This window comes from Lentzea sp. NPDC055074 (assembly GCF_053608005.1).
In genome coordinates, this window is record NZ_JBSGUQ010000001.1 from 286,839 (window position 1) to 308,448 (window position 21,610).

The 21,610-nt window shown below is 71.2% G+C and carries 21 protein-coding genes; 3 read left to right on the top strand and 18 right to left on the bottom strand.

Features of this window, described 5'->3' with window-relative positions; all coding sequences use genetic code 11:
• Nucleotides 1-5 precede the first annotated feature (5 nt).
• Nucleotides 6-455, bottom strand: coding sequence for a DUF4383 domain-containing protein (locus ACWF7A_RS01450; protein WP_452248412.1), 450 nt, complete (start codon nucleotides 453-455; stop codon nucleotides 6-8).
• A gap of 143 nt (nucleotides 456-598) precedes the next feature.
• On the opposite strand from ACWF7A_RS01450, the gene ACWF7A_RS01455 reads away from it, so the two are divergent.
• Together ACWF7A_RS01455 and ACWF7A_RS01460 are read left to right on the top strand one after the other, a co-directional pair.
• Nucleotides 599-2,794: a catalase gene (locus ACWF7A_RS01455; RefSeq protein ID WP_452248413.1), complete on the top strand. Its 2,196-nt coding sequence runs from the start codon at nucleotides 599-601 to the stop codon at nucleotides 2,792-2,794.
• Nucleotides 2,791-3,186 (top strand): ankyrin repeat domain-containing protein, encoded by a 396-nt coding sequence (locus ACWF7A_RS01460; protein WP_452248414.1) that lies wholly within the window; start codon nucleotides 2,791-2,793, stop codon nucleotides 3,184-3,186. The genes ACWF7A_RS01455 and ACWF7A_RS01460 overlap by 4 nt, the downstream gene beginning before the upstream one ends.
• A gap of 20 nt (nucleotides 3,187-3,206) precedes the next feature.
• On the opposite strand, the gene ACWF7A_RS01465 is transcribed toward ACWF7A_RS01460, so the two are convergent.
• The 14 genes from ACWF7A_RS01465 to ACWF7A_RS01530 all read right to left on the bottom strand — a co-directional run bounded on the left by ACWF7A_RS01465 (nucleotide 3,207) and on the right by ACWF7A_RS01530 (nucleotide 17,969).
• Nucleotides 3,207-3,494, bottom strand: coding sequence for a hypothetical protein (locus ACWF7A_RS01465; RefSeq protein WP_452248415.1), 288 nt, complete (start codon nucleotides 3,492-3,494; stop codon nucleotides 3,207-3,209).
• A 55-nt stretch (nucleotides 3,495-3,549) separates the two neighbouring features.
• Nucleotides 3,550-3,915, bottom strand: a complete 366-nt coding sequence (locus ACWF7A_RS01470) for an ATP-binding protein (protein ID WP_452248416.1) — start codon at nucleotides 3,913-3,915, stop codon at nucleotides 3,550-3,552.
• A 17-nt stretch (nucleotides 3,916-3,932) separates the two neighbouring features.
• Nucleotides 3,933-5,477, bottom strand: coding sequence for a SpoIIE family protein phosphatase (locus tag ACWF7A_RS01475; protein WP_452248417.1), 1,545 nt, complete (start codon nucleotides 5,475-5,477; stop codon nucleotides 3,933-3,935).
• Entirely contained in the window at nucleotides 5,474-7,225 is a 1,752-nt protein-coding gene (locus ACWF7A_RS01480; protein WP_452248418.1) for an ATP-binding protein, read from the bottom strand. Before ACWF7A_RS01480 ends, ACWF7A_RS01475 begins: the two co-directional genes overlap by 4 nt.
• Complete coding sequence (locus ACWF7A_RS01485) at nucleotides 7,198-8,226, bottom strand: ATP-binding protein (protein WP_452248419.1); 1,029 nt, start codon at nucleotides 8,224-8,226, stop codon at nucleotides 7,198-7,200. The genes ACWF7A_RS01480 and ACWF7A_RS01485 overlap by 28 nt, the downstream gene beginning before the upstream one ends.
• Nucleotides 8,223-8,636: an anti-sigma regulatory factor gene (locus tag ACWF7A_RS01490; RefSeq protein WP_452248420.1), complete on the bottom strand. Its 414-nt coding sequence runs from the start codon at nucleotides 8,634-8,636 to the stop codon at nucleotides 8,223-8,225. Before ACWF7A_RS01490 ends, ACWF7A_RS01485 begins: the two co-directional genes overlap by 4 nt.
• Nucleotides 8,636-9,004, bottom strand: coding sequence for an STAS domain-containing protein (locus tag ACWF7A_RS01495; protein ID WP_452248421.1), 369 nt, complete (start codon nucleotides 9,002-9,004; stop codon nucleotides 8,636-8,638). The genes ACWF7A_RS01490 and ACWF7A_RS01495 overlap by 1 nt, the downstream gene beginning before the upstream one ends.
• Complete coding sequence (locus ACWF7A_RS01500) at nucleotides 9,004-9,855, bottom strand: STAS domain-containing protein (protein WP_452248422.1); 852 nt, start codon at nucleotides 9,853-9,855, stop codon at nucleotides 9,004-9,006. The genes ACWF7A_RS01495 and ACWF7A_RS01500 overlap by 1 nt, the downstream gene beginning before the upstream one ends.
• A gap of 269 nt (nucleotides 9,856-10,124) precedes the next feature.
• Complete coding sequence (locus ACWF7A_RS01505) at nucleotides 10,125-10,895, bottom strand: hypothetical protein (RefSeq protein ID WP_452248423.1); 771 nt, start codon at nucleotides 10,893-10,895, stop codon at nucleotides 10,125-10,127.
• 8 nt (nucleotides 10,896-10,903) lie between these two features.
• On the bottom strand, nucleotides 10,904-11,491 hold the full coding sequence (locus ACWF7A_RS01510) for a papain-like cysteine protease family protein (RefSeq protein WP_452248424.1): 588 nt from the start codon (nucleotides 11,489-11,491) through the stop codon (nucleotides 10,904-10,906).
• Nucleotides 11,492-11,659: 168 nt separating this feature from the next.
• A complete protein-coding gene (locus ACWF7A_RS01515; RefSeq protein ID WP_452248425.1) occupies nucleotides 11,660-12,625 on the bottom strand; it encodes a hypothetical protein in 966 nt (321 codons plus the stop codon).
• Nucleotides 12,626-12,748: 123 nt separating this feature from the next.
• Nucleotides 12,749-13,432: a DUF899 domain-containing protein gene (locus tag ACWF7A_RS01520; protein ID WP_452248426.1), complete on the bottom strand. Its 684-nt coding sequence runs from the start codon at nucleotides 13,430-13,432 to the stop codon at nucleotides 12,749-12,751.
• A 38-nt stretch (nucleotides 13,433-13,470) separates the two neighbouring features.
• Nucleotides 13,471-15,855, bottom strand: coding sequence for a glycoside hydrolase family 32 protein (locus ACWF7A_RS01525; RefSeq protein ID WP_452248427.1), 2,385 nt, complete (start codon nucleotides 15,853-15,855; stop codon nucleotides 13,471-13,473).
• Nucleotides 15,856-15,983: 128 nt separating this feature from the next.
• Nucleotides 15,984-17,969, bottom strand: a complete 1,986-nt coding sequence (locus tag ACWF7A_RS01530; RefSeq protein WP_452248428.1) for a 2Fe-2S iron-sulfur cluster-binding protein — start codon at nucleotides 17,967-17,969, stop codon at nucleotides 15,984-15,986.
• A 55-nt stretch (nucleotides 17,970-18,024) separates the two neighbouring features.
• Here ACWF7A_RS01530 and ACWF7A_RS01535 point away from each other — a divergent pair, with 55 nt between their 5' ends.
• The gene (locus tag ACWF7A_RS01535; RefSeq protein ID WP_452248429.1) at nucleotides 18,025-18,642 is read left to right on the top strand and encodes a TetR/AcrR family transcriptional regulator; all 618 of its coding nucleotides are present in this window, start codon (nucleotides 18,025-18,027) and stop codon (nucleotides 18,640-18,642) included.
• A gap of 12 nt (nucleotides 18,643-18,654) precedes the next feature.
• On the opposite strand, the gene ACWF7A_RS01540 is transcribed toward ACWF7A_RS01535, so the two are convergent.
• From ACWF7A_RS01540 to ACWF7A_RS01550, 3 genes are all read right to left on the bottom strand, one after another.
• On the bottom strand, nucleotides 18,655-19,896 hold the full coding sequence (locus ACWF7A_RS01540; protein ID WP_452248430.1) for a GAF domain-containing protein: 1,242 nt from the start codon (nucleotides 19,894-19,896) through the stop codon (nucleotides 18,655-18,657).
• Nucleotides 19,897-19,984: 88 nt separating this feature from the next.
• Entirely contained in the window at nucleotides 19,985-21,136 is a 1,152-nt protein-coding gene (locus ACWF7A_RS01545; protein WP_452248431.1) for a carboxylate-amine ligase, read from the bottom strand.
• Nucleotides 21,137-21,262: 126 nt separating this feature from the next.
• The coding region (locus tag ACWF7A_RS01550) for a hypothetical protein (RefSeq protein ID WP_452248432.1) at nucleotides 21,263-21,610 on the bottom strand (348 nt) is incomplete at its 5' end.

Consider the following 21,610-nt stretch of genomic DNA (forward strand, 5'->3'; position numbering starts at 1 on the left):
GAGGCTCAGTTGCCGCGCACGGTGTGGTGACGGCCGCCGCCCGACGCCAGCCCCAGCAGGATCATCGCGGTGCCCAGCAGCAGGTGCAGCCAGTTGTCGGCCGCGTTCACCGGCACGAAGTTCGCGTCGCCGCCGTGGTCGACGATCAGGCCGTAGACGAACAGCACGAGGTAGACCGCCCCACCGCCGACGAGGTACCAGTACGCGCCGTTGGCCGTGCGGGAGAGCACGAACCCCGCCACGCCGAACGCGAGGTGGACGACGTTGTGCAGGATCGACACCGCGAACAAGCCCAGCAGCATCGCCTGCGACTCGTGGCCCGCCACCATCAGCGCGTCGTAGTTCGTGGTCAGGCCGGGAACGAAGCCGGCGATGCCGACCAGTACGAACACCGCGGCCACGACCAGCGCGATCGTCTGGACGGCGTGGCGCCCGGCGGTCTCGGTTCGGGACATGACGACTCCCGTCGGAGGAAACGCTATTCGGTCGCGATCGGCGTACCCCCGTACGGACGAGACAAACGGTTCGGCCTCAAGTGGTTGGTACCCGAACCACCGGGTACCGCCTGTCCGACGTTCCCGTGCCAGAAGGAGATTCCGTGGCCACCCACAAGCCAGGCAAGCTCGTGAAGGCGGCGCTCGAGAAGGCGGTGGACAAGGTCGCCGACCTGGTGAACCCGCCGATCCCCGGCGCCCCCGGCAGCGAGCCGCCGTCGCTCGCCGAGCCGACCGAACCGCGAGGGCCGCTGCCGCCCAAGCACGACCAGACCGGGCCGGAGACGGTGTCGCCGACGGGCGCCCCGACCGGCGCACCCCAGGTGTCGCAGGGCCAGCAGGGCGAGTTCCTCACGACCTCAGCCGGCACGCGCCTGCACGACACCGACCACTCGCTGAAGGCCGGAGAACGCGGGCCGACGCTGCTGCAGGACCACCACCTGCGCGAGAAGATCATGCACTTCGACCACGAGCGCATCCCGGAGCGGGTCGTGCACGCACGCGGCTACGGAGCGCACGGCGTATTCGTCGGCTACGGCACCGCCGCGAACGTCTGCATGGCCGGGTTCCTCGGAGACGGCGTGGAAACGCCCGTGTTCGTGCGGTTCTCCACCGTGCTGGGCTCGCGCGGATCGGCGGACACGGTCCGCGACACCCGCGGGTTCGCGACGAAGTTCTACACCCAGGAGGGCAACTTCGACCTCGTGGGCAACAACATCCCGGTCTTCTTCATCCAGGACGGGATCAAGTTCCCGGACGTGATCCACGCGGGCAAGCCGCACCCGGACCGGGAGATCCCGCAGGCGCAGAGCGCGCACGACACGTTCTGGGACTTCGTGTCCACGCACACCGAGGCCACCCACCACGTCCTGTGGAACATGTCCGACCGCGGCATCCCCCGCTCGTACCGCACGATGGAGGGCTTCGGCGTCCACACGTTCCGGCTCGTCAACGCCGACGGGGAGACCGCGCTCGCGAAGTTCCACTGGAAGCCCAAGCTCGGCGTGCACTCCCTGGTGTGGGAGGAGGCGCAGATGCTGTGCGGGTTCGACCCGGACTTCCACCGCCGCGACCTCGCCGACGCCATCGAGTCCGGCGCGTACCCGCAGTGGGAGCTCGGCCTGCAGATCATGCCCGACAGTCCACAGCAGACGTTCGAGGGCATCGACCTGCTCGACTCGACGAAGATGGTCCCCGAGGAGCTCGCGCCGGTGCAGCCGGTCGGGATGCTGACGCTGAACCGCAACCCGCTCAACTACTTCGCGGAGACGGAGCAGGTCGCGTTCCACCTCGGCAACCTCGTGCCGGGCATCGACGTCACCGACGACCCGCTGTTCCAGGCCCGGCTGTTCTCCTACCTCGACACCCAGCTGACGAGGCTCGCCGGACCGAACTTCAACCAGATCCCGATCAACCGTCCGCACGCTCCGGTCAACGACATGCTGCGTGACGGTTTCCACCAGCACGCGGTGCACGGGGGTGTCGCCCCCTACCGGCCGAACACGCTCGACGGCGGCAACCCGTTCGTCGCGAAGGCGGGCGACCGGCCGTTCGTCGAGGTGGCACGGCCGCTGCCGAAGGCCGTGAAGGTCCGCCAGGCGCCGGCGTCGTTCGCCGACCACTACACGCAGCCGAGGCTGTTCTGGCAGAGCCTGACGCCGGTCGAGAAGGAGCACGTCGTCAGCGCGTTCACCTTCGAGCTGGGCAAGTGCTACGAGCAGGTGATCAAGGAACGCGAGCTGCTCGTGCTCGCCAACGTCGACGCCACGCTCTGCGCGGAGGTCGCGAAGGGGCTGGGCCTCCCGGTGCCGGAGCAGGCGCGGCTGAAGAAGGTCACGCCGAGCCCGGCGCTGTCGCAGCTCGGGCAGACGTGGCCTTCGGACGGTCGCACGATCGGCATCGTGGTCGACCCGGCGGACCTCGACGGTGTGCGCACGGTGCGCGAGACCGTCCTGGCCGGCGGCATGGTGCCCCTGCTGATCGCACCCACCGGCGGCACGCTCGGCGACAGCGGCCTGGCCGCCCAGCGCACGTTCCTCACCGCGCGCTCGGTCGAGTTCGACGCGCTGCTCGTAGCGGGTGCCGCCGCCGACCCGCGTGTCACCCTGATGCTCCAGGAGTGCTTCCGCCACGCCAAGGCGATCGGCGCCTGGGGCACCGGGCGCGCCACCGTCGAGGCCGCCGGGTGCGCGGGGCCGGGAGTCGTGCTGGACGACGACCCGTCGAAGGTCCTCGCGGACGTGACGACGCTGCTCGGAGCCCACCGCGTGTGGGACCGCTTCCCGCCGGCGATCGCATGAGCCAGGCGCTCACCGAACAGGAGCTCGGCTTCCTCCAGTCGCTCTTCGACCTGGCGAGGGCCGGGGACGCGGCGGGACTGGCGGAGGCGGTCGACGCCGGGGTGCCGGTCAACCTCACCAACTCCTCGGGCGACTCGCTGCTGATCCTCGCCGCCTACCACCGCCACACCGAGGCGGTGCGGGCGTTGCTGGAGCGGGGCGCCGACACCGCGCGCGTCAACGACCGGGGGCAGACCGCCCTGGGCGCGGCGGTGTTCCGGCGCAGCGAGGAGATCGTCCGCCTGCTGCTCGGAGCGGGCGCCGACCCGGCTCTCGGGCCGAGGTCCGCGCTCGACATCGGCCGGCACTTCGACCTGCCGGAGATGCTGGCGCTGCTGGAGCCGTCCGTCTGAACGGTGGACATCGCTCCCGGTCAGCCGGGAGCGATGTCCACGACCAGCGTCCAGGAGACCAGGTCGATGGTCAGGTCGTTGCGCAGCACGGGGATCCAGCGCAGCCGCGTGCGCGGGTCGACGATCTCCGCCCCGATCGCGACCGCGCGCCGGAACGGTCCCTCGGCGAACGGGGACGGGTCGAAGTACGTCACGACGGCACCGTTGTCGAGGTGCTCGGTGACGGATCTTTCACTTGCGGTGACGGGCTTTCGCGCGTCCGGAGGCCGAGACGGCTCCCCGAGTGGCACCGGCGGTGTGGTGGTCATTGGCCAGAGATACCCCGGGCGGACGGCGGTAACCGCGGCAGCCGGGCAGACGGCCTCAGTCCGTGCACTCCACCAGCGCGAACACGGTCTTGCCGTCCTCACCGCGCGAACGGGTGCCCCACTCGCGCGAGATGTTGTCCACCACGACGATGCCCCGGCCCCGGTTCTCCCCCAGTCGCGAGCGGCCGTAGACCGGTTCGACCGCGGACTCGTCGTCGACCTCGACCAGCACCGCGCACGGGTCCTCGTGGCGCACGATCCGGAGGTGGCCGGTGCTGGTGCAGGTGTGGTCGAGGACGTTGGACACGAGCTCGGTCACCACGAGCTGCACGTCGTAGAGGTGGTCCTCGCCGAGGTCCTTCAGGGCGGAGGCGAGCTCGCGGCGCAGCGCCGCCATCGACATGCCCGGCTTGACAGGCATGTCGACCACGGGGGCGCTCACCCGAGCCGTCGCAGCAGGAGCAGGGCGATGTCGTCCCGCTTGCCCTGGCCCAGCTCGGCGAGAAGGCGGTCGGCGAGGTCGTCCATGTCCTCGGTGTTCGACACCGTGGCGCGCAGTTTCTCCATGCCCTCGTCCAGATCGATGCCGGGCCGTTCGACGAGGCCGTCGGTGGTCAGCAGCACGGTGGTCGCCGGCGGTAACGGCAGTTCCGTCGCCTCCGGCCGTTCCAGCCCGATGCCGAGCAACGGGCCGTGCACGCGCGCGTAGCGAGCGCCCTGGTCGTCGACGACCAGCGGGGGCACGTGGCCCGCGTTCGCGACGGCCATCGTGCCCGCCTCCAGGTCGACCAGCAGCAGACACATCGTGGTGAGGCCGCCGGTCGGGTGGAACCGTTCGAGCAGGGCGTCGACGCGGCGCAGGATCTCGGCCGGCCGATGGCCCTCCACGGCGTAGGCGCGCAGCGTGTGGCGCACCTCCGCCATCACGGTCGCGGCCTCGATCGAGTGGCCGCACACGTCGCCGATGGCGATCAGCAGGCGGCCGTCGAGCTCGATCACGTCGTAGAAGTCGCCGCCGATCTCGGCGTTGTCCGACGCCGGCACGTACCGGGCCGTCATCGGCAGGGCGGGGTGGTGCGGCAGCGCGCGGGGCAGGAGGCTGCGCTGCAACGTGAGGGCGAGCGAGTGCTCCTCGGCGAAGGTGTGCAGGCCCTCGGCGGCGAGCGCGGCCGCCTGGGCGAGCTGGCGCAGCAGGTTCCGGTCGTCGTCGGTCGTCACGGAGAGAGGGCCGACCGTGATGCCGATGGGCGGGCGCCGGAGCTTCGTGCGGGCGACCACCGCCACCTGGTGCCACGGCACCTCGCCGGCCTCGATCACGGCCACGCCCGCGTCGGGGTTGAGCGACGCCATCCACTGCTCGACGTCCGCGTCGTCCGGGCGCCGCCACGCGGAGCCCACCATCACGACGCGCACGGCGCCGGACGGGTCCGTCAGGACGGCGGCCGCCTCCGTCTCGAGCACGTCCGCGGCCCCGATCGCGGCGGCCTCGGCCAGGGCTTCGAACGTCGTCGCCGCGTTGATGGCGAACGTGGCCGTGGCGAGCCGGGTCAGCCGGGCCGCGAGGTGCTCGGCGAGGGCGCGGGCGCGGTGGTAGCGCAGCGCCGCCTCGACGTTGGCGAGCAGTTCGCCGGGGTCGACCGGTTCGGTGAGGTAGGCGTCGGCGCCGCGGGTCAGCCCGGTGACCTTGTCCTCGGGCTCGATGTAGGTCGCCGAGAGCATCACGACCGGGATGGAGCTCGTGCGCGGATCGGCCTTGATCCGCTCCGTCACGTCGTACCCGCTCATGTCGGGCAGGTGGACGTCGAGCAGGACCAGGTCGAACGAGTCGCCGTCCAGTGCGATGAGGGCCTCGGCCGCCGTGGTCGCCTCGACCACCGTGTGGCCGCTGCGGCGCAGCCAGCTGCAGGCGATGAACCGGCTCGCCTCCAGGTCGTCGACCACGAGGACCCTGGCCGGTCCGCCACCCATCGCTGTCGGGTTCATCGGCTGTCCGTTCTGCGCGCCGTGAGCTGAGCGTCCCTGATCGCACGGCCCACCGTCGCCGGCGAGATCCGCGCCTCGTGCAGCATGGCGGCACCAAGGCTGTGCACGGTGCGAGCGAGACCACCGGGATCGTCACCGCACACGATGACCACAGGTACCCCGGACAGATCGGGATCAAGCCTCAGCACCGACAGCACGGCGCTGCCGCTCATCAGCGGGGCGCTCGCGCTGACCAGGACCAGGTCCGGCCGCCGCTCCTTCGCGAGGTTCAGCGCGGCGCGGCCGTCCTCGGTCTCGACGACCTCCGCGGCGAACCCGGACAGGGCCTCGCGCAGCATCGTGCGGCACTTCTCGTCGCCGTCCGCGATCAGCGCGCACACGACGGGCGCGGGCCGGACCAGCTCGTCCTTCGCGGTCGGCAGGGTCAGCGCGACCTCCGTGCCGACGCCGGACGTGCTGCTCAGCGTGAGGCTGCCGCCGAGGATCCCGGCGAGCTTGCGCGCGTAGGACAGGCCGAGCCCGGTGCCGCTCGCACCGACCTGCAGCGCGTTCGGCACCTGGTAGAACTCCTCGAACACCCGGTCCTGCTCGGCGGGCGGGATGCCGATGCCGGTGTCGGTGACGACGAACCGGACCTCGTCGGGGCCGGGGCCGGTCTCGACGACGAAGCGGATCTCGCCGTGCTCGGTGAACTTGACGGCGTTGGACAGGACGTTGCGCAGGATCCGGACGAGCATCGTCTCGTCGGTGACCAGCGGCCGCAGCTCGGGCAGCGCGTCCACCACCAGCCGCACGTCGCCGGAGCGCAGCAGCGGCCGCACCGACGACCGCAGCTGGGTGATCACGTAGTCGAGCGCGACGGGCGCCATCCGCGGCTGCAGGCTGCCCGACTCGGCCTTCGCGGTGTCGAGCAGCTCGTTGACCAGCGCGAGCAACGTCGCCGCGGACTCGTTGATCAGATCCACGTGGTGGCGCTGGTCGTCGGTCATGGGATCGCCGCCGGGGCCGCCGAGCAGGCGGGTCAGGCCGACCACCGAGTTGATCGGCGCGCGCAGCTCGTGGCTGATGTTGGACCAGAACCGGATGCGGGCGGCGGCCGCGTCGCGCAGCTCGGCGGACTTCGCCTCCAGCTCCGCGTAGAGCGCGACCACGCCCTGGTTCGTCTGCTCCAGCTCGTCGGACAGCTCCTGGTAGAGCGCGACGACGCCGCGGTTGGTCTCCTCCAGCTCGTCGTTGAGGCGTTCGAGCTCCTTGCTTTTCGCCTCCAGGTTCTCGAGCGTCTCCAGGAGCTCCTGGTTCTGCGCGCGCAGCTCGTCGAGCGCGGTGGTGCCGGTGCTCTCGCGCAGGTCCTGCAGCAGGCCCTCGTCGAGCACGACCGCGTGCGGCACGTTCTTCACCAGCGTGACGCCCGAGGCCGTGAGGACCAGCTCGTTCATCAACCTGCGGGCGGTGTCCCAGCCGGGACCGGAGGTGGTCGCCTCCGCCTGCCAGGACAGCTCGACGAGCAGCGCGGAAGCGGGCCCGCGCCGCAGCCGGAAGAGCACGGTCGTGCTCACGTCCTGGCGCACCAGCTCCCGGCCGATGTCGCTGAGCGCCGTGGCGACCCGGACCTGGTTCTGCCCGTCGAGACCGGCCGCCGCCGCGACCTGGCGGCCGCGCTGACGCAGCAGGAACACGTCCCGCTCGTCGGCGATCACCAGCCGCAGCAGGTCGGCGGTGGTCATGCCGGTCTGGCCACGAGCACGCACGCGTCGTCCTTGCGGACACCCGCCTCCCGCAGCAGCGTCGCCGCGATCAGCACCGGCGGGTCGTTGGCCAGGTCGCTGCCGTGGTCGAGGCCCCAGCGCTCGGTGAGGCCGTCGGAGTGCAGGACCACGACCGCCTTCTCCGGCAGCGCGTAGTCGAACGTGCGGATCGTGCGCGCCTGGTGTCCCGCGACGCCGGGCACCGAGATCATGCCGGTCTTGCGGCCGTCCCCCAGCACCGCCGCGGCGATGTTGCCCAGCCCGCAGAAGCGCACGGTCCGTGCGACGAGGTCGATGTCCGCGACGGCCACCGCACCGCCCCGAGTGCCGCGCAACGCCTTGTGCAGCAACGCGACCTGCTGGTCGGCCGGCAGGAAGGGCTGCTCGCGGAACAGGCGCACGGCGGCGTCGGACGCGGCCGCGGCCAGCGGCCCGTGCCCCGAGCCGTCGCACATCATCAGCGTCATCCGGTCCGTGCTCCGGCAGGTCGCGTAGGCGTCGCCGCACACGTCCTCGCCGGTGATCGGCCTGGTGATGCCGGCCGCTCGTTCCTCGCCCCACTCAGGGGTCCAGTCGATCCTGGGAGCGAACCGCGCCACCAGCGCGGTGCCCATGCCCGGACGCGACGTCATGGCGCAGGACGTCGCGAGCCGTGCCACCGTGCCGAGCCCTACGCCGAGCGTGCCGGTCGTGGACTGGCCGTCCTCCCACGCCCGCGCCAGGTCCCCGATGCCGGGTCCGCGGTCCACCGCGACGACCTCGACCGCCGAGTCCTCCTCGCCGCGCACCGACCGGATCAGCACGACGCCCTGCTGGGCGTGCTTGTGCAGGTTCGTGCCGATCTCGGTGGCCGCGAGGCCGATCTCCGCCGTGCGGTTCGCGCTGAACCCGAGCCGTTCGGCCAGGGACGTGGCCGTGCGCCGGATCCGGCCCACCTGCGCGGTCTCCTCGACCGGCAGCCAGGCCTCGTCGCGGATCATCGGCAGGCAGGTCGTCCTGGTCATCTCTTCCACTTCGTCACCGTCACGACCGTGCCGCGACCGACCTCGGTGTCGAGGTCGAACTGGTCCACGAGGCGCTTCGCGCCGCTCAGGCCGAGACCCAGGCCGCTGCCGCTGCTCCAGCCGTCGGCCAGGGCGAGCGTCAGGTCGGGGATGCCGGGCCCCTCGTCGTGGAACGAGGCGCGCACCCCGGCCCTCCGGCCGTCGCTGACCTCCTCGACGCGGGCGAAACCGCCACCGCCGTAGATGAGCGTGTTGCGCGCGAGCTCACTCGCCGCGGTGACCAGTTTCGTCTGGTCCACCAGCGAGAGCTTCGTCTGCTGGGCGTACGTCCGCACGAGCTGGCGCACCCGGACCACGTCGTCGTCGGCATTGATCGGCACCACTTCCGGCCCCTCGGACCGGGGCGGCATCAGGAGTCCCGTCCGCGACCGAGCTGTCCCAGGATCTTCATGCCGCGTTCGAGGTCGAGCGCGGTGCGCACCCCGCCGAGCGTGAGACCCAGTTCCACCAGCGTGATCGCGACCGCCGGCCGCATGCCGACCACCACGGTGTCGGCGTCGAACAGCCGGGAGATGGACGCGATGGTCGCGAACATCCGGCCGATGAACGAGTCGACGATCTCGACCGCCGAGATGTCGATGATCACGCCGTGCGCACCGGTCGCGCTGATCTTCTCCGCGAGGTCCTCCTGCAGTGCCAGGACGCTCTGGTCCTGCAGGTCGATCTGGATGGAGACGAGCAGCAGGCCACCGATCTTCAGAATCGGGACGCGCTCCATCAGCGAGCCTCGTTGCGCACGACGTCGACGCCTTCACGGCGCAGCGCGTGCCTCAGGGCGTCGGCGAGGGACGCCTTGGTGACGATGTCGCCGAACTCGATGCCCAGCGCCACGATCGTCTGCGCGATCTGCGGGCGGATGCCGGACACGATGCACTCCGCGCCCATCAGCCGTGCCGCGACCACCGTCTTGAGCAGGTGCTGCGCGACCTGGGTGTCGACGGCGAACACACCGGTGATGTCGATGATCGCGTGCTCGGACCCGGTCTCGACCAGCGCCTCGAGCAGCTTCTCCATCACGACCTGGGTGCGGGCCGAGTCGAGCGTGCCGACCAGCGGCACCGCGAGCACGCCCTCCCAGACCTTGACGACGGGCGTGGTGAGCTCGAGGAGCTGCTCGGACTGCTCCCGGATGATCTCCTCACGGGCCCGCGCGTAGAACTCGAACGTCAGCAGCCCGAGCGCGTCCAGCAGCCCGGAGAACGCCATGACCTCGCGGAACATCTGCGGGTCGTCGTTGTTCTCGGTGAGGTCGAAGACCGCGCGCTTGATGGAGAACAGGCTCGACGCCGTCTCCGACGGGGTGAAGCCCGCCCGGACCCTGCTGCGCGAGTACTCGTCCAGGAAGGACCGGATGTCACCGAACTCGGCCGAGCCGACGTCCTTGCCGTCGTTGCCGACGAGGGGCAGCAGCGTCTCGAAGAACTCCTTGAAGTCGGACTCGAGCTCCGCCTTCGTCGACCGCCCCCGCAGCTGCGTCGCGACCTCGCCCACCCACTTGCCGATCAGGGGCTCGGCGCTCGCGCGCATCAGGTCGGTCAGGCTCTGGGCACGTCCCACGTCCGCGGTCACTCAGGTCTCCTAAAGCAGTCGACAACCGACGAGCCACGGTGAGCTCGTCGTGGAAGCCGGCACGAGCTTTCACTGGATCATCGTCGCTGTACAGCAGGAACTCCGAATGCGCCGACTGCTTGACGTGTCCGCACCTGCCGCGCGAAGCCTACATGCGCTGATCCGGAACCCGTGGCGGGCCGCACGGCGGTGACGGAGTCTCGCCGGTCACACGCCACGAGCCCATGCCGGCGCGTGCCACGCCGGCATGGGCTCGTGCGGTCGGCGGGTCAGGCGCGGTGCCGGGAACGCAGCACGAAGGCGGCCGCGCCGAACGCCGCCAGTGCCCCGAGCGCGAGCAGCGGGAGGACCGGGTCGCCCGCGGACGTGCCCGGCGCGGGATCGCCGCCGGAGGGCTGCGAGAACCCGCCCGCCATGCCCTCGGTGGCGTAGCGGGAACCGCTCTGCTTGTTCCTGTAGGCCTTCGCCACGGCCCGCTGGTAGTCCGCGACCTCCAGCCGCTCCCCCGCCTTCCGGCCGCCGCCACCGGCGTCCAGGACCGTGAGCTCGCCACCTCGCTCCGCGTACCAGGCGTCGACCTGGGGTTCGTGGAGCAGGGTGGCGCCGGCCGGGAGCGCCGCGGCCAGCCGGGACTCCCGGTCGCCCGAGGCGAGGTTGGCGACCGTCCACCGGCCGTCATCGCCGCGGACGGTCTGGATGGTGGAGGTCCGGCCGTCGGCGGACGCGGCCACGGCGAGGTAGGCGAGCCTGCCCGGCCGGGCGCCCGCGGCACCGGAGACGAACTCGGGTGACAGCGTGTACACCGGGACCACCTCCTCGCGCACGGCCGCCGGTGCGACGCCGGCGGCACGGCCCTCGCGGGCCTGGAGGCTGCCGAGGAAGTCGGTCACGGCGGTCAGGGTGGACGGGTCTGCGGCCACGGCCCGGGCGGCCTGGAGGTCGGCGGCGGACAGCGGGTCGTCCGCCTGGGCCGACGGGGCCACCGCGAGCAGCACGGCGGCGGACAGCGCGGCTGCGGCCGCGAGAGTGCGAGTGATCATGGCCGTCCTCACCGGTCGATGCCCGTCAGCGTGTGGGTCCAGCTGAACGTGGAGTTGGAGCGGTAACCGCTGTAGGTCGAGCGGTTGTAGCGGGTGTTGCTGCCCCACGGGTCGCCCCAGTCGACCCACTGGCGTCCGGCGCTGTCGACGTCGTAGCCGTAGACGGCGTGCATGTGGCCGCCGCCGGAGGACCACAGGATGCGGGTCTCGATCGGCTGGCCGCGGTCGATCTGGTCGCGGATCGAGCTGAAGCCGATGGTGCCGGACAGGTAGCTGCCCGGTGAGGAGTAGCCGAGGTCGCGGAACGCCTCGCGGACCTCGCCGAGGTTGCCCTGGTTGTTGCGGCAGCCCGAACCCGGCTCGTTGTGCGCGAGCTGGCAGAACCGGGTCTGGGTCACCGAGGTGCCGTGGTAGCGGGCGATGCTGGTGCCGGCGGCCGCCCAGCACCACTGGGTCTGCTCCTGGGCCTGCATCGTGAAGCTCAGACGGCCGGCGGCGGAGACGTCGGGTGCGGCCGTGGCGACCGGCTGCCCGAGCAGCAGGCTCGCCGCGACCACCGCTCCCGCGGCAAGAGCACGTGAACGCAGGGTGCTCACGGGCCCTCCTCTCGTGATCACTGAAGGCTTTCGCCCGGTGGTTTCCGGGCATGGCCGAACAATGGCGACGAGGGCGCGAGAGCCACAAGAAGAGCGGAGCGGCCGCACAATCGTTCACAACGCGGACGACGTCGTTCGCGCTGCCGTGTGAATGTTTCCGGTGGCGCGCTAACACCATTCCAGCGCGATACCGGCGACGCCCCGATGAGTGACGGGGAAGAACGCGCTGGCGACCAGCGCGCGGTCGCACATCAGGTCGGTGGCCTCCACCGGTGGCTGGTGCTCCCGCACGCCGAGAACGCGGGAACACCTGCTGGGCAACGCGTCCGGCGTCATCGCCATCTGCAGCAGGTACGGCCCGGACAGGTCGCGGAACATCCGCGTGTACCCGGGACAGGGCGAGCCGGACCGGTCGTTGACGGTGTAGCTGACGACGGTGGTCTCGCCGTCCTCGAGTCCGCGGTCGAACAGCAGCTCGAACACCATCGACCGGTCGGCGCGGCGGACCCTGCCGATCCGGCACCCGTCGCCCGCGACGACACCGGCGAGGTCGATGTCGCAGTCGTCGTCACCGTGGTAGATCCCGAGGTAGCGGTTCACGCCGGGCCGATGAGCGGTCAGGACGACGCGGGTCGTCACGTCCTGCTGCTGGCCGCGCGGCCCGAGGGCGACCCGTTCCTGGGTGAGCGCGACCTCCAGTCCCGCGTTGCAGCGGGAGGGGTCGTCGAGCAGGCTCGCGAGCAGCTCGTTCGTCGTGGGTCCCAAGGGGGACAACTCGACGAACGACGTCGCCGACGGTTTCGGCACGCGTCCGCGCGGGCCCACGAGGGTCGTCAGCGAGTCCGGTTCCAGGTACAGCACGGACTCCAGCGCGCGGATCACGGCGAGCGCGCGCGGTCCCTCCGGGTGGCGCAGGCCCCGCTGCCAGTAGCTCAGCGTCGACTCCGCTATCGCCAGGTCCATCCGCGCGAGGTGGGCGCGCAACCTGTTCAGCGACAGGCCTCGCCGGGCGATCGCCACGCGCAACGCGCGGTGGAACGGTCCGTACCTCAGTGCGTCGCCGAGTTCGTCCACGCTGTTCAGACCCCCGATCCGGGCGCGGCGCCACCGGTGCGGGAACCGGTGGTCGGCCACCGTAGCCCCCCGCTCCGGCGGCGCGGAAGACCTGCCCGGGGCGTCACCGGTGGACGTGTCACGGCGCCGTGCCAGCTCAGGGGCACACCGGCCACAGAGGACGGTGAATGTTCACACCCGGCGTCAGCCCGCGTCCTCGGCGGTGCCGTACTCGTCGTGGCGGCGCCACCACTGGTACGGCGGCTCCTGCGGGTAGCCCTCCGGCGAGTCCTCCCAGTCCTCCTGGCGGCCGAGCGGGGTCAGGTCGAGCAGGCTCCACACGTTGCCGGTCTGCTCGGCCGAGCGGGCGTTGGTGAAGTAGGTGCGGAAGACGTCGTCACCGTTGCGGAGGAATACGTTGAGGCCGAAGTACTCGTCGACGCCGAAGTCCTTCGAGAAGTCGTCCCGCGTCGTGTACCAGGGCACGCCGTCCCAGCCCATGCGGTGGCGGTAGCGCCGGACGTCGTCCTGCGGCGCGGCGGAGACCAGCACGAACGTGACGTCGCGGGCGTTGAGGTGGGCGAGGTGACCGAGGTTGTCGGTGAACATCGCGCACCCGCTGCAGCCGCCCCGAGGCCAGTCGGCGACGCCGGGTTCGAAGAAGTGCCGGTAGACGATCAGCTGACGGCGACCCGCGAAGAGACCCGGCAGGTCCGTCTCCCCCTCGGGCCCCTCGAAGGCGTAGGGCTTCTCCACCCGCACCCACGGCAACCGGCGGCGTTCGGCCGCCAGCGCGTCCTTGGCCCGGGTGTGCTCCTTCTCCTTGCGCAGGAGCTCTTCGCGCGCGGTGCTCCACTCCTCGGCCGAGACGATCGGTGGTGTCCTCACCGGATCGCGGTACCCGGCCCGTTCGAGACGCAAACAGGTCAGCCCGCCACGAGGTTCTGCGCCGTCGCCGTTGCGGAGTAGACGTTGAGCCCGAGCCTGCCCTCGGCGTAGGTCGTGTCCACCGCGTCGATCACCGGGGAACCGTCGAGCCACACCTGGACGCGGTCGCCGGTCGCCTGGACCTTCAGGTGGTACGTCCGTCCGGGGACGATCGGCGTGGCGTGCGCGGCGATGTCACGGCCCGGACGCCACAGCTTCACCACACCGCCGGTGTCGATGTTCGCGGTGTAGCCCGCGCCTTCGGCGGTCGCACGGAACGTGAGGCCCGCCGCCACCCCGTTGACCACGGACAGGTCGCCTTCGTAGGCGACGTCCCGCGCGATGCGGTCGCTGAGGTAGAAGCCGTCCCCGGACGCGTTGGCGCGCAACGACTCCGGCGTCGTGGTCCAGGTTCCCGCGGTGGCGGTCCACGGTCCCGACGGGAACGCGGCGAACCCGCCGGCGCCGGTGTTCAGGTTCTGCACGGTGGCCGTGCCTCGGAAGACGTTGGCACCGAAGCGTCCGGACGCGTACGCGGTGTCGGTGGCGTCGATGACCGGGGACGTGCCGTGGTCGAGCCAGACCTGGATCCGGGCGCCCGTCGCCCGCACCTTCAGGTGGTGGGTGCGCCCTCGCACGATCGGTGCCGCGGCCGTCGCGATGTCCCGGCCGGGGCGCCACAGCTTCACCACACCGCTCGCGTCGATGTTCGCGGTGTACCCGGCACCCTCGGGGGTCGCGCGGAACGTCAGCCCCGCCGCCTGCGCGGTGTCGAGGCGCAGATCGCCCTGGTAGGTCGCGTCACCGCCGGTGCTCGCGCTCAGGTAGAACGAGTCGCCGGCCGTGTGCGCCTGCTTGCCCGCCGCCACGTCGCTCCACGAGCCCGCCGTGGCGTGCCACGGACCGGAGAGGGTGCTCTCCAGCGTCGGCTGGGCGGTGCCCCAGCTCGTGCTGAGCCGGGTGAACCTCGCTTCCTTCACCCGCACCTGGCCCCCCGTCGCGAACAGCCGGATGCCCTGGCTGACAGCGGCGGAGTCGAAGTTCACGTTGTCCGCCAACGAGAACACGCCGTCCCCGCCGAAGATCTCCAGCTGGCCCCGGTCGACCAGCAACCGCACGCTCACCTCGTCGCCGACAGCGTCGAAAGGCTTGCCGTACAACGTCTTCGCGGCACGGTCGTAGGTGACGACGCGATCCGCCGTGCCGTCGGAACGGCTGTGCAGCGCGAACCCGAACTGACTCGCGGTCGCACCTCTCAGATCGAAGCGTGCGGTGATCTCGTAGGTGTCGGCGAGGATCCCGGAGAACGGGTTGTTCGTCGCGGTCACGGTGGTGTTCCGCCACGTGCGGGTGTCCGCGCGCAACGAGTCCAGCTCCGCCACCGGCGTCCTCGTCACCTTCGGGCCGTCCGGCGAGGCGACGAGCCCGAGCTGGACGGGGAACGACGCGTTGCCGGTCCAGCCGTGGCCCCGGTTCCCTCCCTGCCACGCCATCTGGACCACCCGGCCGTCCGGGGTGCCGTGGAACGTCTCGGGAGCGTAGAACGTCCCGCCGGGGTAGGTGGTGCCCTGGTTCATCTTCTCGGGCTGCGGCCGGTCCGTGCGGAACGTGGTGCCGTCGAAGGTGCCGACGACGTACTCGCTCGTCGCGGACGTGAGAACCCACCGCGGCGTCCCGTCGAGCGGCAACACGTACAGGTCGGGACACTCGAACAGCCAGTCGGCGGCGTACCGGCTCGCGAACGTCCACCTCAGCAGGTCCGGCGAGGTGTGGATGTCGACGCCGTTGCCTCCGCGGTCCGACCACACGACCATGACCCACTGCCGCCGGTCCGCGTCCCACACCACGTTGGGGTCGCGGCTCTCCTCCGGGATCTCGATCTGCTTGCGCCCGCCGTCGTACGCCTGGAAGCTGCGGCCGTTGTCGTTGCTGTAGAAGACGCTGACGCCGTTGGTGTTCGAGAAGACGACGATCGGGTCGAGCGCGCCGGTCTTGAGGCCCGAGGTGTTGGCCTTGTCGACGATGCCGCCACCGGAGAACAACGTGCCGGGGTGCACGCCCGGTTCGAGCGCGATCGGCTTCTGCGTCCAGTGCACCAGGTCGGGGCTCGTGGCGTGGCCCCAGTGCATCGTGTCCCACTCGAGGCCGTGCGGGTTGTGCTGGTAGAAGAAGTGGTAGAGGCCGTTGGCGAAGACCAGCCCGTTGGGGTCGTTCATCCACCCCGACTGCGAGCTGAAGTGGAACTGCCCGCGGAACGGTTCCTGGTAGGTCGTCGGCGGATAGGGGAACTCCGGGTAGTCCGGCGCCGTCCCGGCAGTGGCACTGCCGGGCACGAGCAGGGCCAGAGCCGTCGCCAGCACGACCAGCACAGCGCGTACGCCCACGAGAGACCTCCCCGACAACGTTGTCGGGCGTCACGGTGGCGCAGCAGCGCGGTGGCGGACAACCGCCCTCCGGGTGAGAGCGTTCCCACCCGGCGCGGGCGGCTCTCACAGTTCACAGTTCTCGACCGTCAGAGTTCCAGCGTCACGTCCGTCAGAGGCGTGCTGGTGCACGCGAGCACCTGCCCGTCCTCCTCCTGCCGCGATACCTTCCCGCCCAGGAGCTTCACCACGCACTCCCGGCAGCTGCCCACGGTGCACGAGTAGGGCATCGGCAGCCCGGCGGCGAGCCCGGCGTCCAGCAACGTCTGTCCCGGCTCCACCACCGCCTCGCCGACCCCCTCGACGACCATCCGTTGCGGTATCGCGGACCCCGCCACCGCCAGCGCACTGACGTAGCTCTCGAAGTGCAGCCGATCGTCCGGTACACCCAACTCGTCCAACGCCTGCCGCACGGTGTCCATCAGGGCTTCCGGCCCGCAGACGTAGAACCGCGCCCCGGGCGAGAACCCGGAGGCCCACTTCCGGACGCCGGGCACGTCGAGCCGCCCGTCGCGCGACGTGTGCACGTGAGTGACAGTGAGCCGATCGGGATGCTCCTCCTCCAGCCTCGCCAGCTCGGCCGCGAAGATGGTCTCCTCGGCGGACCTGGTGCTGTACAGCAGGGAGATGCGCTCACCGGGCCGCGCGAGCAGGGTGCGGATGATGCTCATCATCGGCGTCACGCCGCTGCCCGCCGCGATCAGCACCACCTCGTGGCCGGGCTCCGCGTGGAACGAGCCCGACGGGCCGCGCACGAACAGCCGGTCGCCGGCCACGAGCGTGCGGACGTGGCGGGAGAACAAGCCGACCTCCTTGACCGTCACCTCGAGCCGCCGCGACCCCGGTGCCGACGAGGCCGAGTACGGCCTGCGCACCCGCGTGCCCCCGATGTCGGCGACGAGCGTGAAGAACTGGCCCGGCCGGAAGTCGAACGGCCGCTCGTCCTCCAGCACCAGCGTCACGGCGCTCGGCGTCTCCCGCCGCACCTCGGCGACGCGCACCTCGCGCAGCGGGTCCTGCTCGGTCACACGGGGTCTCAGGACGACCTCGTAGCCCTCCTTGCGCAGGCCCGAGCGGTACGCGACGTTCATCACCGCCCGCATCCACCGTGCCGGGACCAGGTCCGCGATCTTGAACAGGAAGCCGCCCCTCCTGACGTTCGACGCCAGGTGACGACTCCCCAGCGCCATCATGTCGGGCACGTCGGCGGGCAGGGCCGCGGTCCACAGCCGGGACCGCGTCACCGCGTCGTTGGCGCTCAGCTCGGCTGACTCGACGTCGACGAGCAGTGCGGCGTGCGGCGGGATCCCCTTCAGCGACAACGGTTCCAGCAGCGCGGGGTCCGCGGTGATCGTCGCGCGGCCCCGGACGTGCACGACGCCGGTGCGTCCCGGCACGAGCGCGGCGAACGAGATCCGGTCGTCCTGAAGCAGGTTGTGCAGCGTGTCGGCGCGCTTGTTGCCGCGCCGGTCCGCGATCAGCAGCGTGCGGCCGTCGAGGATCCTCGAGACCGTCCCCTGCTCCCCGCGCGGACTGGTGTCGGCGCCACCGGCGGAGTCCCAGGTGGACAGAGCGAGGAACGGTGCGGCGGCGAGGAAGTCCGCGACACCGGGCGCGGCGAGCGGCCCGTCACCGACCTCGGGCGCGGGAGGCGCCGGCGCCGGCGGCTGCCACAGCCCGGAACGCAGGACGGCCTGCGCGCAGTGGACGTACACCTGCTCGACGTCGAAGCCGCCTTGTCGCACGACACCGTTCACCCGCAACGTCTCCCCGACGCCCGGCAGCAGGAAGACCATCGACGCCGGCCCCTCGGCCCCGTCCGTCTCGAACGAGATCCGCGTCGGCGAGTGCACCCGCGCGAAGCCCGGCCTGCCGCCGACGAACGTCGTCCTGCTCACGCCGTCCGCGCCCCGGTACCCGAACCCCGCGATCGGGCTGCGCGCGAGGAGATCCACACATCCCGCGTCGAGCGCGCCGATCTCCTTCAGCATGATCAGCGACGCCGGCCGCCCGATGACGGCCTCGACCCCCTCGACCGTGGACAGCCGCGAAGAAGGATTGTTTTCCCAGCTCATGACACTATTATGAGCATTTGCTCAGGTATTGGATACTCGCTTTTGGAGGCACGGCATGCCGTCGGCCAGCCGCGACGTCGACCCACGTCGCAAGCCCCGGCAGGTGCGCGCGGAGCTCACCCGCGACCGCATCCTGACCGCGGCTGCTCACGTTTTCTCCGAGCACGGGTACGCCGCGGGCACCACGAACCGCATCGCCGAACGGGCCCGCGTCTCGATCGGCTCGCTGTACCAGTACTTCCCCAACAAGGACGCGATCCTCGGCGAGCTGATGATCCGCCACATCGACCGAGGCAGGTGGACCCAGGCCGACCGGCTGGACTTCTCGCCGGGGAGCCTGGAGTCCGTGGTGCGGGCGCTGGTCCGCGACGCGATCGACAACCACCGCGACGACCCGCAGCTGCTGCGCATCATGATCGAGGAGGGCCAGCTCTCCGCGGAGCTGCGCGACACCGTCACCCGGCACGGCGCCCAGCGCGTCGCCCAGGTGCGCGAGGTGTTCGCCCGCCACCCCGACGTCGACGTGCGGGACCTCGACACCGCGGTCGAGCTCGTCGTGTTCACAGTGGAGCTGAACACGCACCGGCTGGCCGCGCTGGAACAGCCCACGGAGACGTTCGAGCGCGAGCTCGTGGACATGATGACCCGGTACCTGCGCGGCCCTTCGGCCTGAGCAGCTCTCGGCTCACCGGTTCAGGTACGCCGCCAGGCCACCGAGCTCCTCGCTCGCGATGAAGACGGACCGCACGTGGATGAGGACCTCCTCGACGTGCCGGGCACAGCCCCAGGCCGCGTCACCCCAGGAGTCGGCGACCTTGAGCTCCGCCGGCGCGGTGCAGCCCGCCCTGCCGCCCAGCTGGCACAGCTCGGGATGGGGCGCCTTGGCCTGAGCGGCCGCGGCGACGCTCATCTGGGCGGTGAGCTCGGCGGCGGCGTCCGCGCGTCGTTCGGCCTCCGCGCGCAGCTCCCGTTCCGCCTCCACCGCTTCGGCGAGGGCTTCGCGGGCCGCCTCGGCGCCCGCCTCGGCGGCCTGCCGCGCGACCTCGTTGTGGTGGCGTTCGATGGCGAGCGCGGCGGTGCCGGCGAAGACGCGGATGAGCGCGAAGTCCGTGTCCTGCGGGGCTCGCGCGGCCGGGTGGTACATCGCGAACGTGCCCAGCAGGCTGCCGTCGCGGGCCAGGATCGGCGTCGACCAGCAGGAGCCGAGCCCGGCCCGCTGCGCCAGGTCGCGGAAGTCCTCCCAGAACGGGTCGGTGGCGATGTCGGTCACGATGACCGGTTCACGCCGGTGGGCGGCCGTCCCGCAGGAGCCGACGCCCTCGCCCGTGGCGATGCCGTCGATGGCCTCGTTGTAGAACGCGGGCAGGCTAGGGGCGGTGCCATGCCGCAGGTGCAGGCCGTCGGGGTCGGCCAGCAGCACGGACACGAACAGCTTCTCCGGCGCCAGTTCCTCGATGCAGCGGGCCATCCCGTCGAGCACCTCGGACAGCGGCGCCTGCCGGGCGATCTGCTCCAGCAACGCGCGATGCTCGGCCATCAACCGTTGCGCGTGCTTGACCTGGGTGGTCTCCACGCCGATCACGCGGACCCCGTGCACCTCGCCGGCGGCGTTGCGGCGCGGTTCGCCGGTGAGGTCGAAGAACGCCTCCCGCGCGTGCGCGCCGCTGCCGAGCACGACCCGCACGTCGCGGTCGGTGCGGGGCTCGCCGGTGCGGTGGACCTCGTCCAGCAGGGCGGCGAGCACCTGACCGGTCTCCCCGAACGCGGCCTGGAAGGCCGGGTTCGCCGTCTCGACCACGTGCGTGGCACCGGTGAACTTCGCGAACACCGCGGTGGACTGCCCGAACAACGCGCGGAGGTCCTCGTCCGCGGTCTGTTGCCCCTCTGTGCCGAACGCCCTCATGGCCGCCCTCTCGCCATGCGTCACAGGCTCGCTGCTTGACCTCGGACGCCGTCTCTTGTCCCCGCGCCACCGCGAGGTACCGAAGATCGTACGCAACGCGGGAGATCCGGTCTCAGCCAGCAGCGCTCTCGGGGTGCCCGGCGCGGTCCGCGTTGTCCGCGTTGTCCACGTCGAGCAGGTCCAGCAGGGAGGTCACCCGGCCTGTCCGGAACACCTCGCGCTGGCGGTCCGCTCCCCCGCCGTCACCGTCGAGCAGGCGCAGACCTCGTTGCACCGCAGGCAGATCACCGTTCGCCTCGAACACCGGCGTCAACTTGCCCACCAGGTCGTCGAGCTGCTGCCGCACCGGCCGCTGCTCGCCCGACCACACGTCGAGCGTGCTGCCCTTCAGTCCCCCGTTGGAGGCGCCCCAACAGGCCTGGCGCAGTGTCTCCTGGGGAATCTGCTCGGGCTCCACGCCGCGTCCCACGTCGACGACCGCCTGCGCGACCAGTGCGCGGACCAGCGCCGCGAGCAGCACTGCCTCGTCCACGGTCGCCGCGACGTCCGAGACCCGCACCTCGACGGTCGGCAGGTCGGTGGCGGGCCGGACGTCCCAGTAGATCATCGCCCGGTCGAGCGCGGTACCCGCCGTGATCATGGTGTCGCAGACTTCCTCGTAGTGCTGCCACGAGTCGAAGATCGGCGGTGGCCCGGACACCGGCCAGCGCGACCACACCGTCGAACGCCAGCTCGCGAACCCGGTGTCCTCGCCACCCGAGAACGGCGAGTTCGCGGTGACGGCGGCCAGCACCGGCAACCACGGACGCACCTGGTTGCACACCTGGACGGCGGTCTCCCGGTCGGCCACGGCGACGTGCACGTGACAGCCGCAGATGAGCTGTTGTTCCGCCAGCGCACCGAACTCCCGCGCGATCCGCCGGTACCGCAGGCTGTCCGTCACCTCACCGCTCACGTCGCCCAGCGGGGGCGCTCCGACGGCGATGGCCCGGCATCCCGCCGTGCGCGCGGCCTGTGCGACGAGACGACGGGTCTCGAGCAGTTCCTGGCGAGCCTGCTCCACGTCGCGGCACACGGTCGTGTTGATCTCCACCTGTGCACCGGTGAGCTCGTGCTCGAGCTCCAGTCCCAGTTGCTCCCGTGCGATCGCGACGACCTCGTCCGCCCGGTTCACCGGGGCACCCGTCTCCGGGTCGACGAGGAGGAACTCCTCTTCCACACCAACCGTCGGACTCCAGTCGTCCTTCGACGGATGTCTGTCCACGTCACACCGTCCTGCTCATCGGGGGAACCGCCGAATACCCGCGCGCGGCGAACGGAAACCCGAATGGGTGACATGACGAAGGGCGGGACCGACATCAGCCGGCCCCGCCCCGTGATCACCTCGTGGTCACGCCTTCACGGAGTGCTTCCCGTGGGTCCAGGACGAGGCGTCGCCGCCGTCGCCCGCCGGACCGGAGTGGCCACCGACAGTGGTGCTGTGGTTGGAGGCGTCGCCGGTCGGACCAGTGGCACCGGTGTCACCGGAGTCGCCCGAGGTGACCTCGGTCCAGGACTTGGTGCCGTGGTTCTTCCAGTTGTGCTTCCAGCCGTGGTTCTTCCAGCCGTGGTTCTTCCAGCCGTGGCACTTGTCGCCGCGGTGGCCGTCCCACTTCTTGTTCTCGGTCTTCACCACAGCGGAGTTGCCGCCGGTGTCACCGGAGTTCCCGGAGTTGCCCGAGTTCCCGGTGGTGGCGTT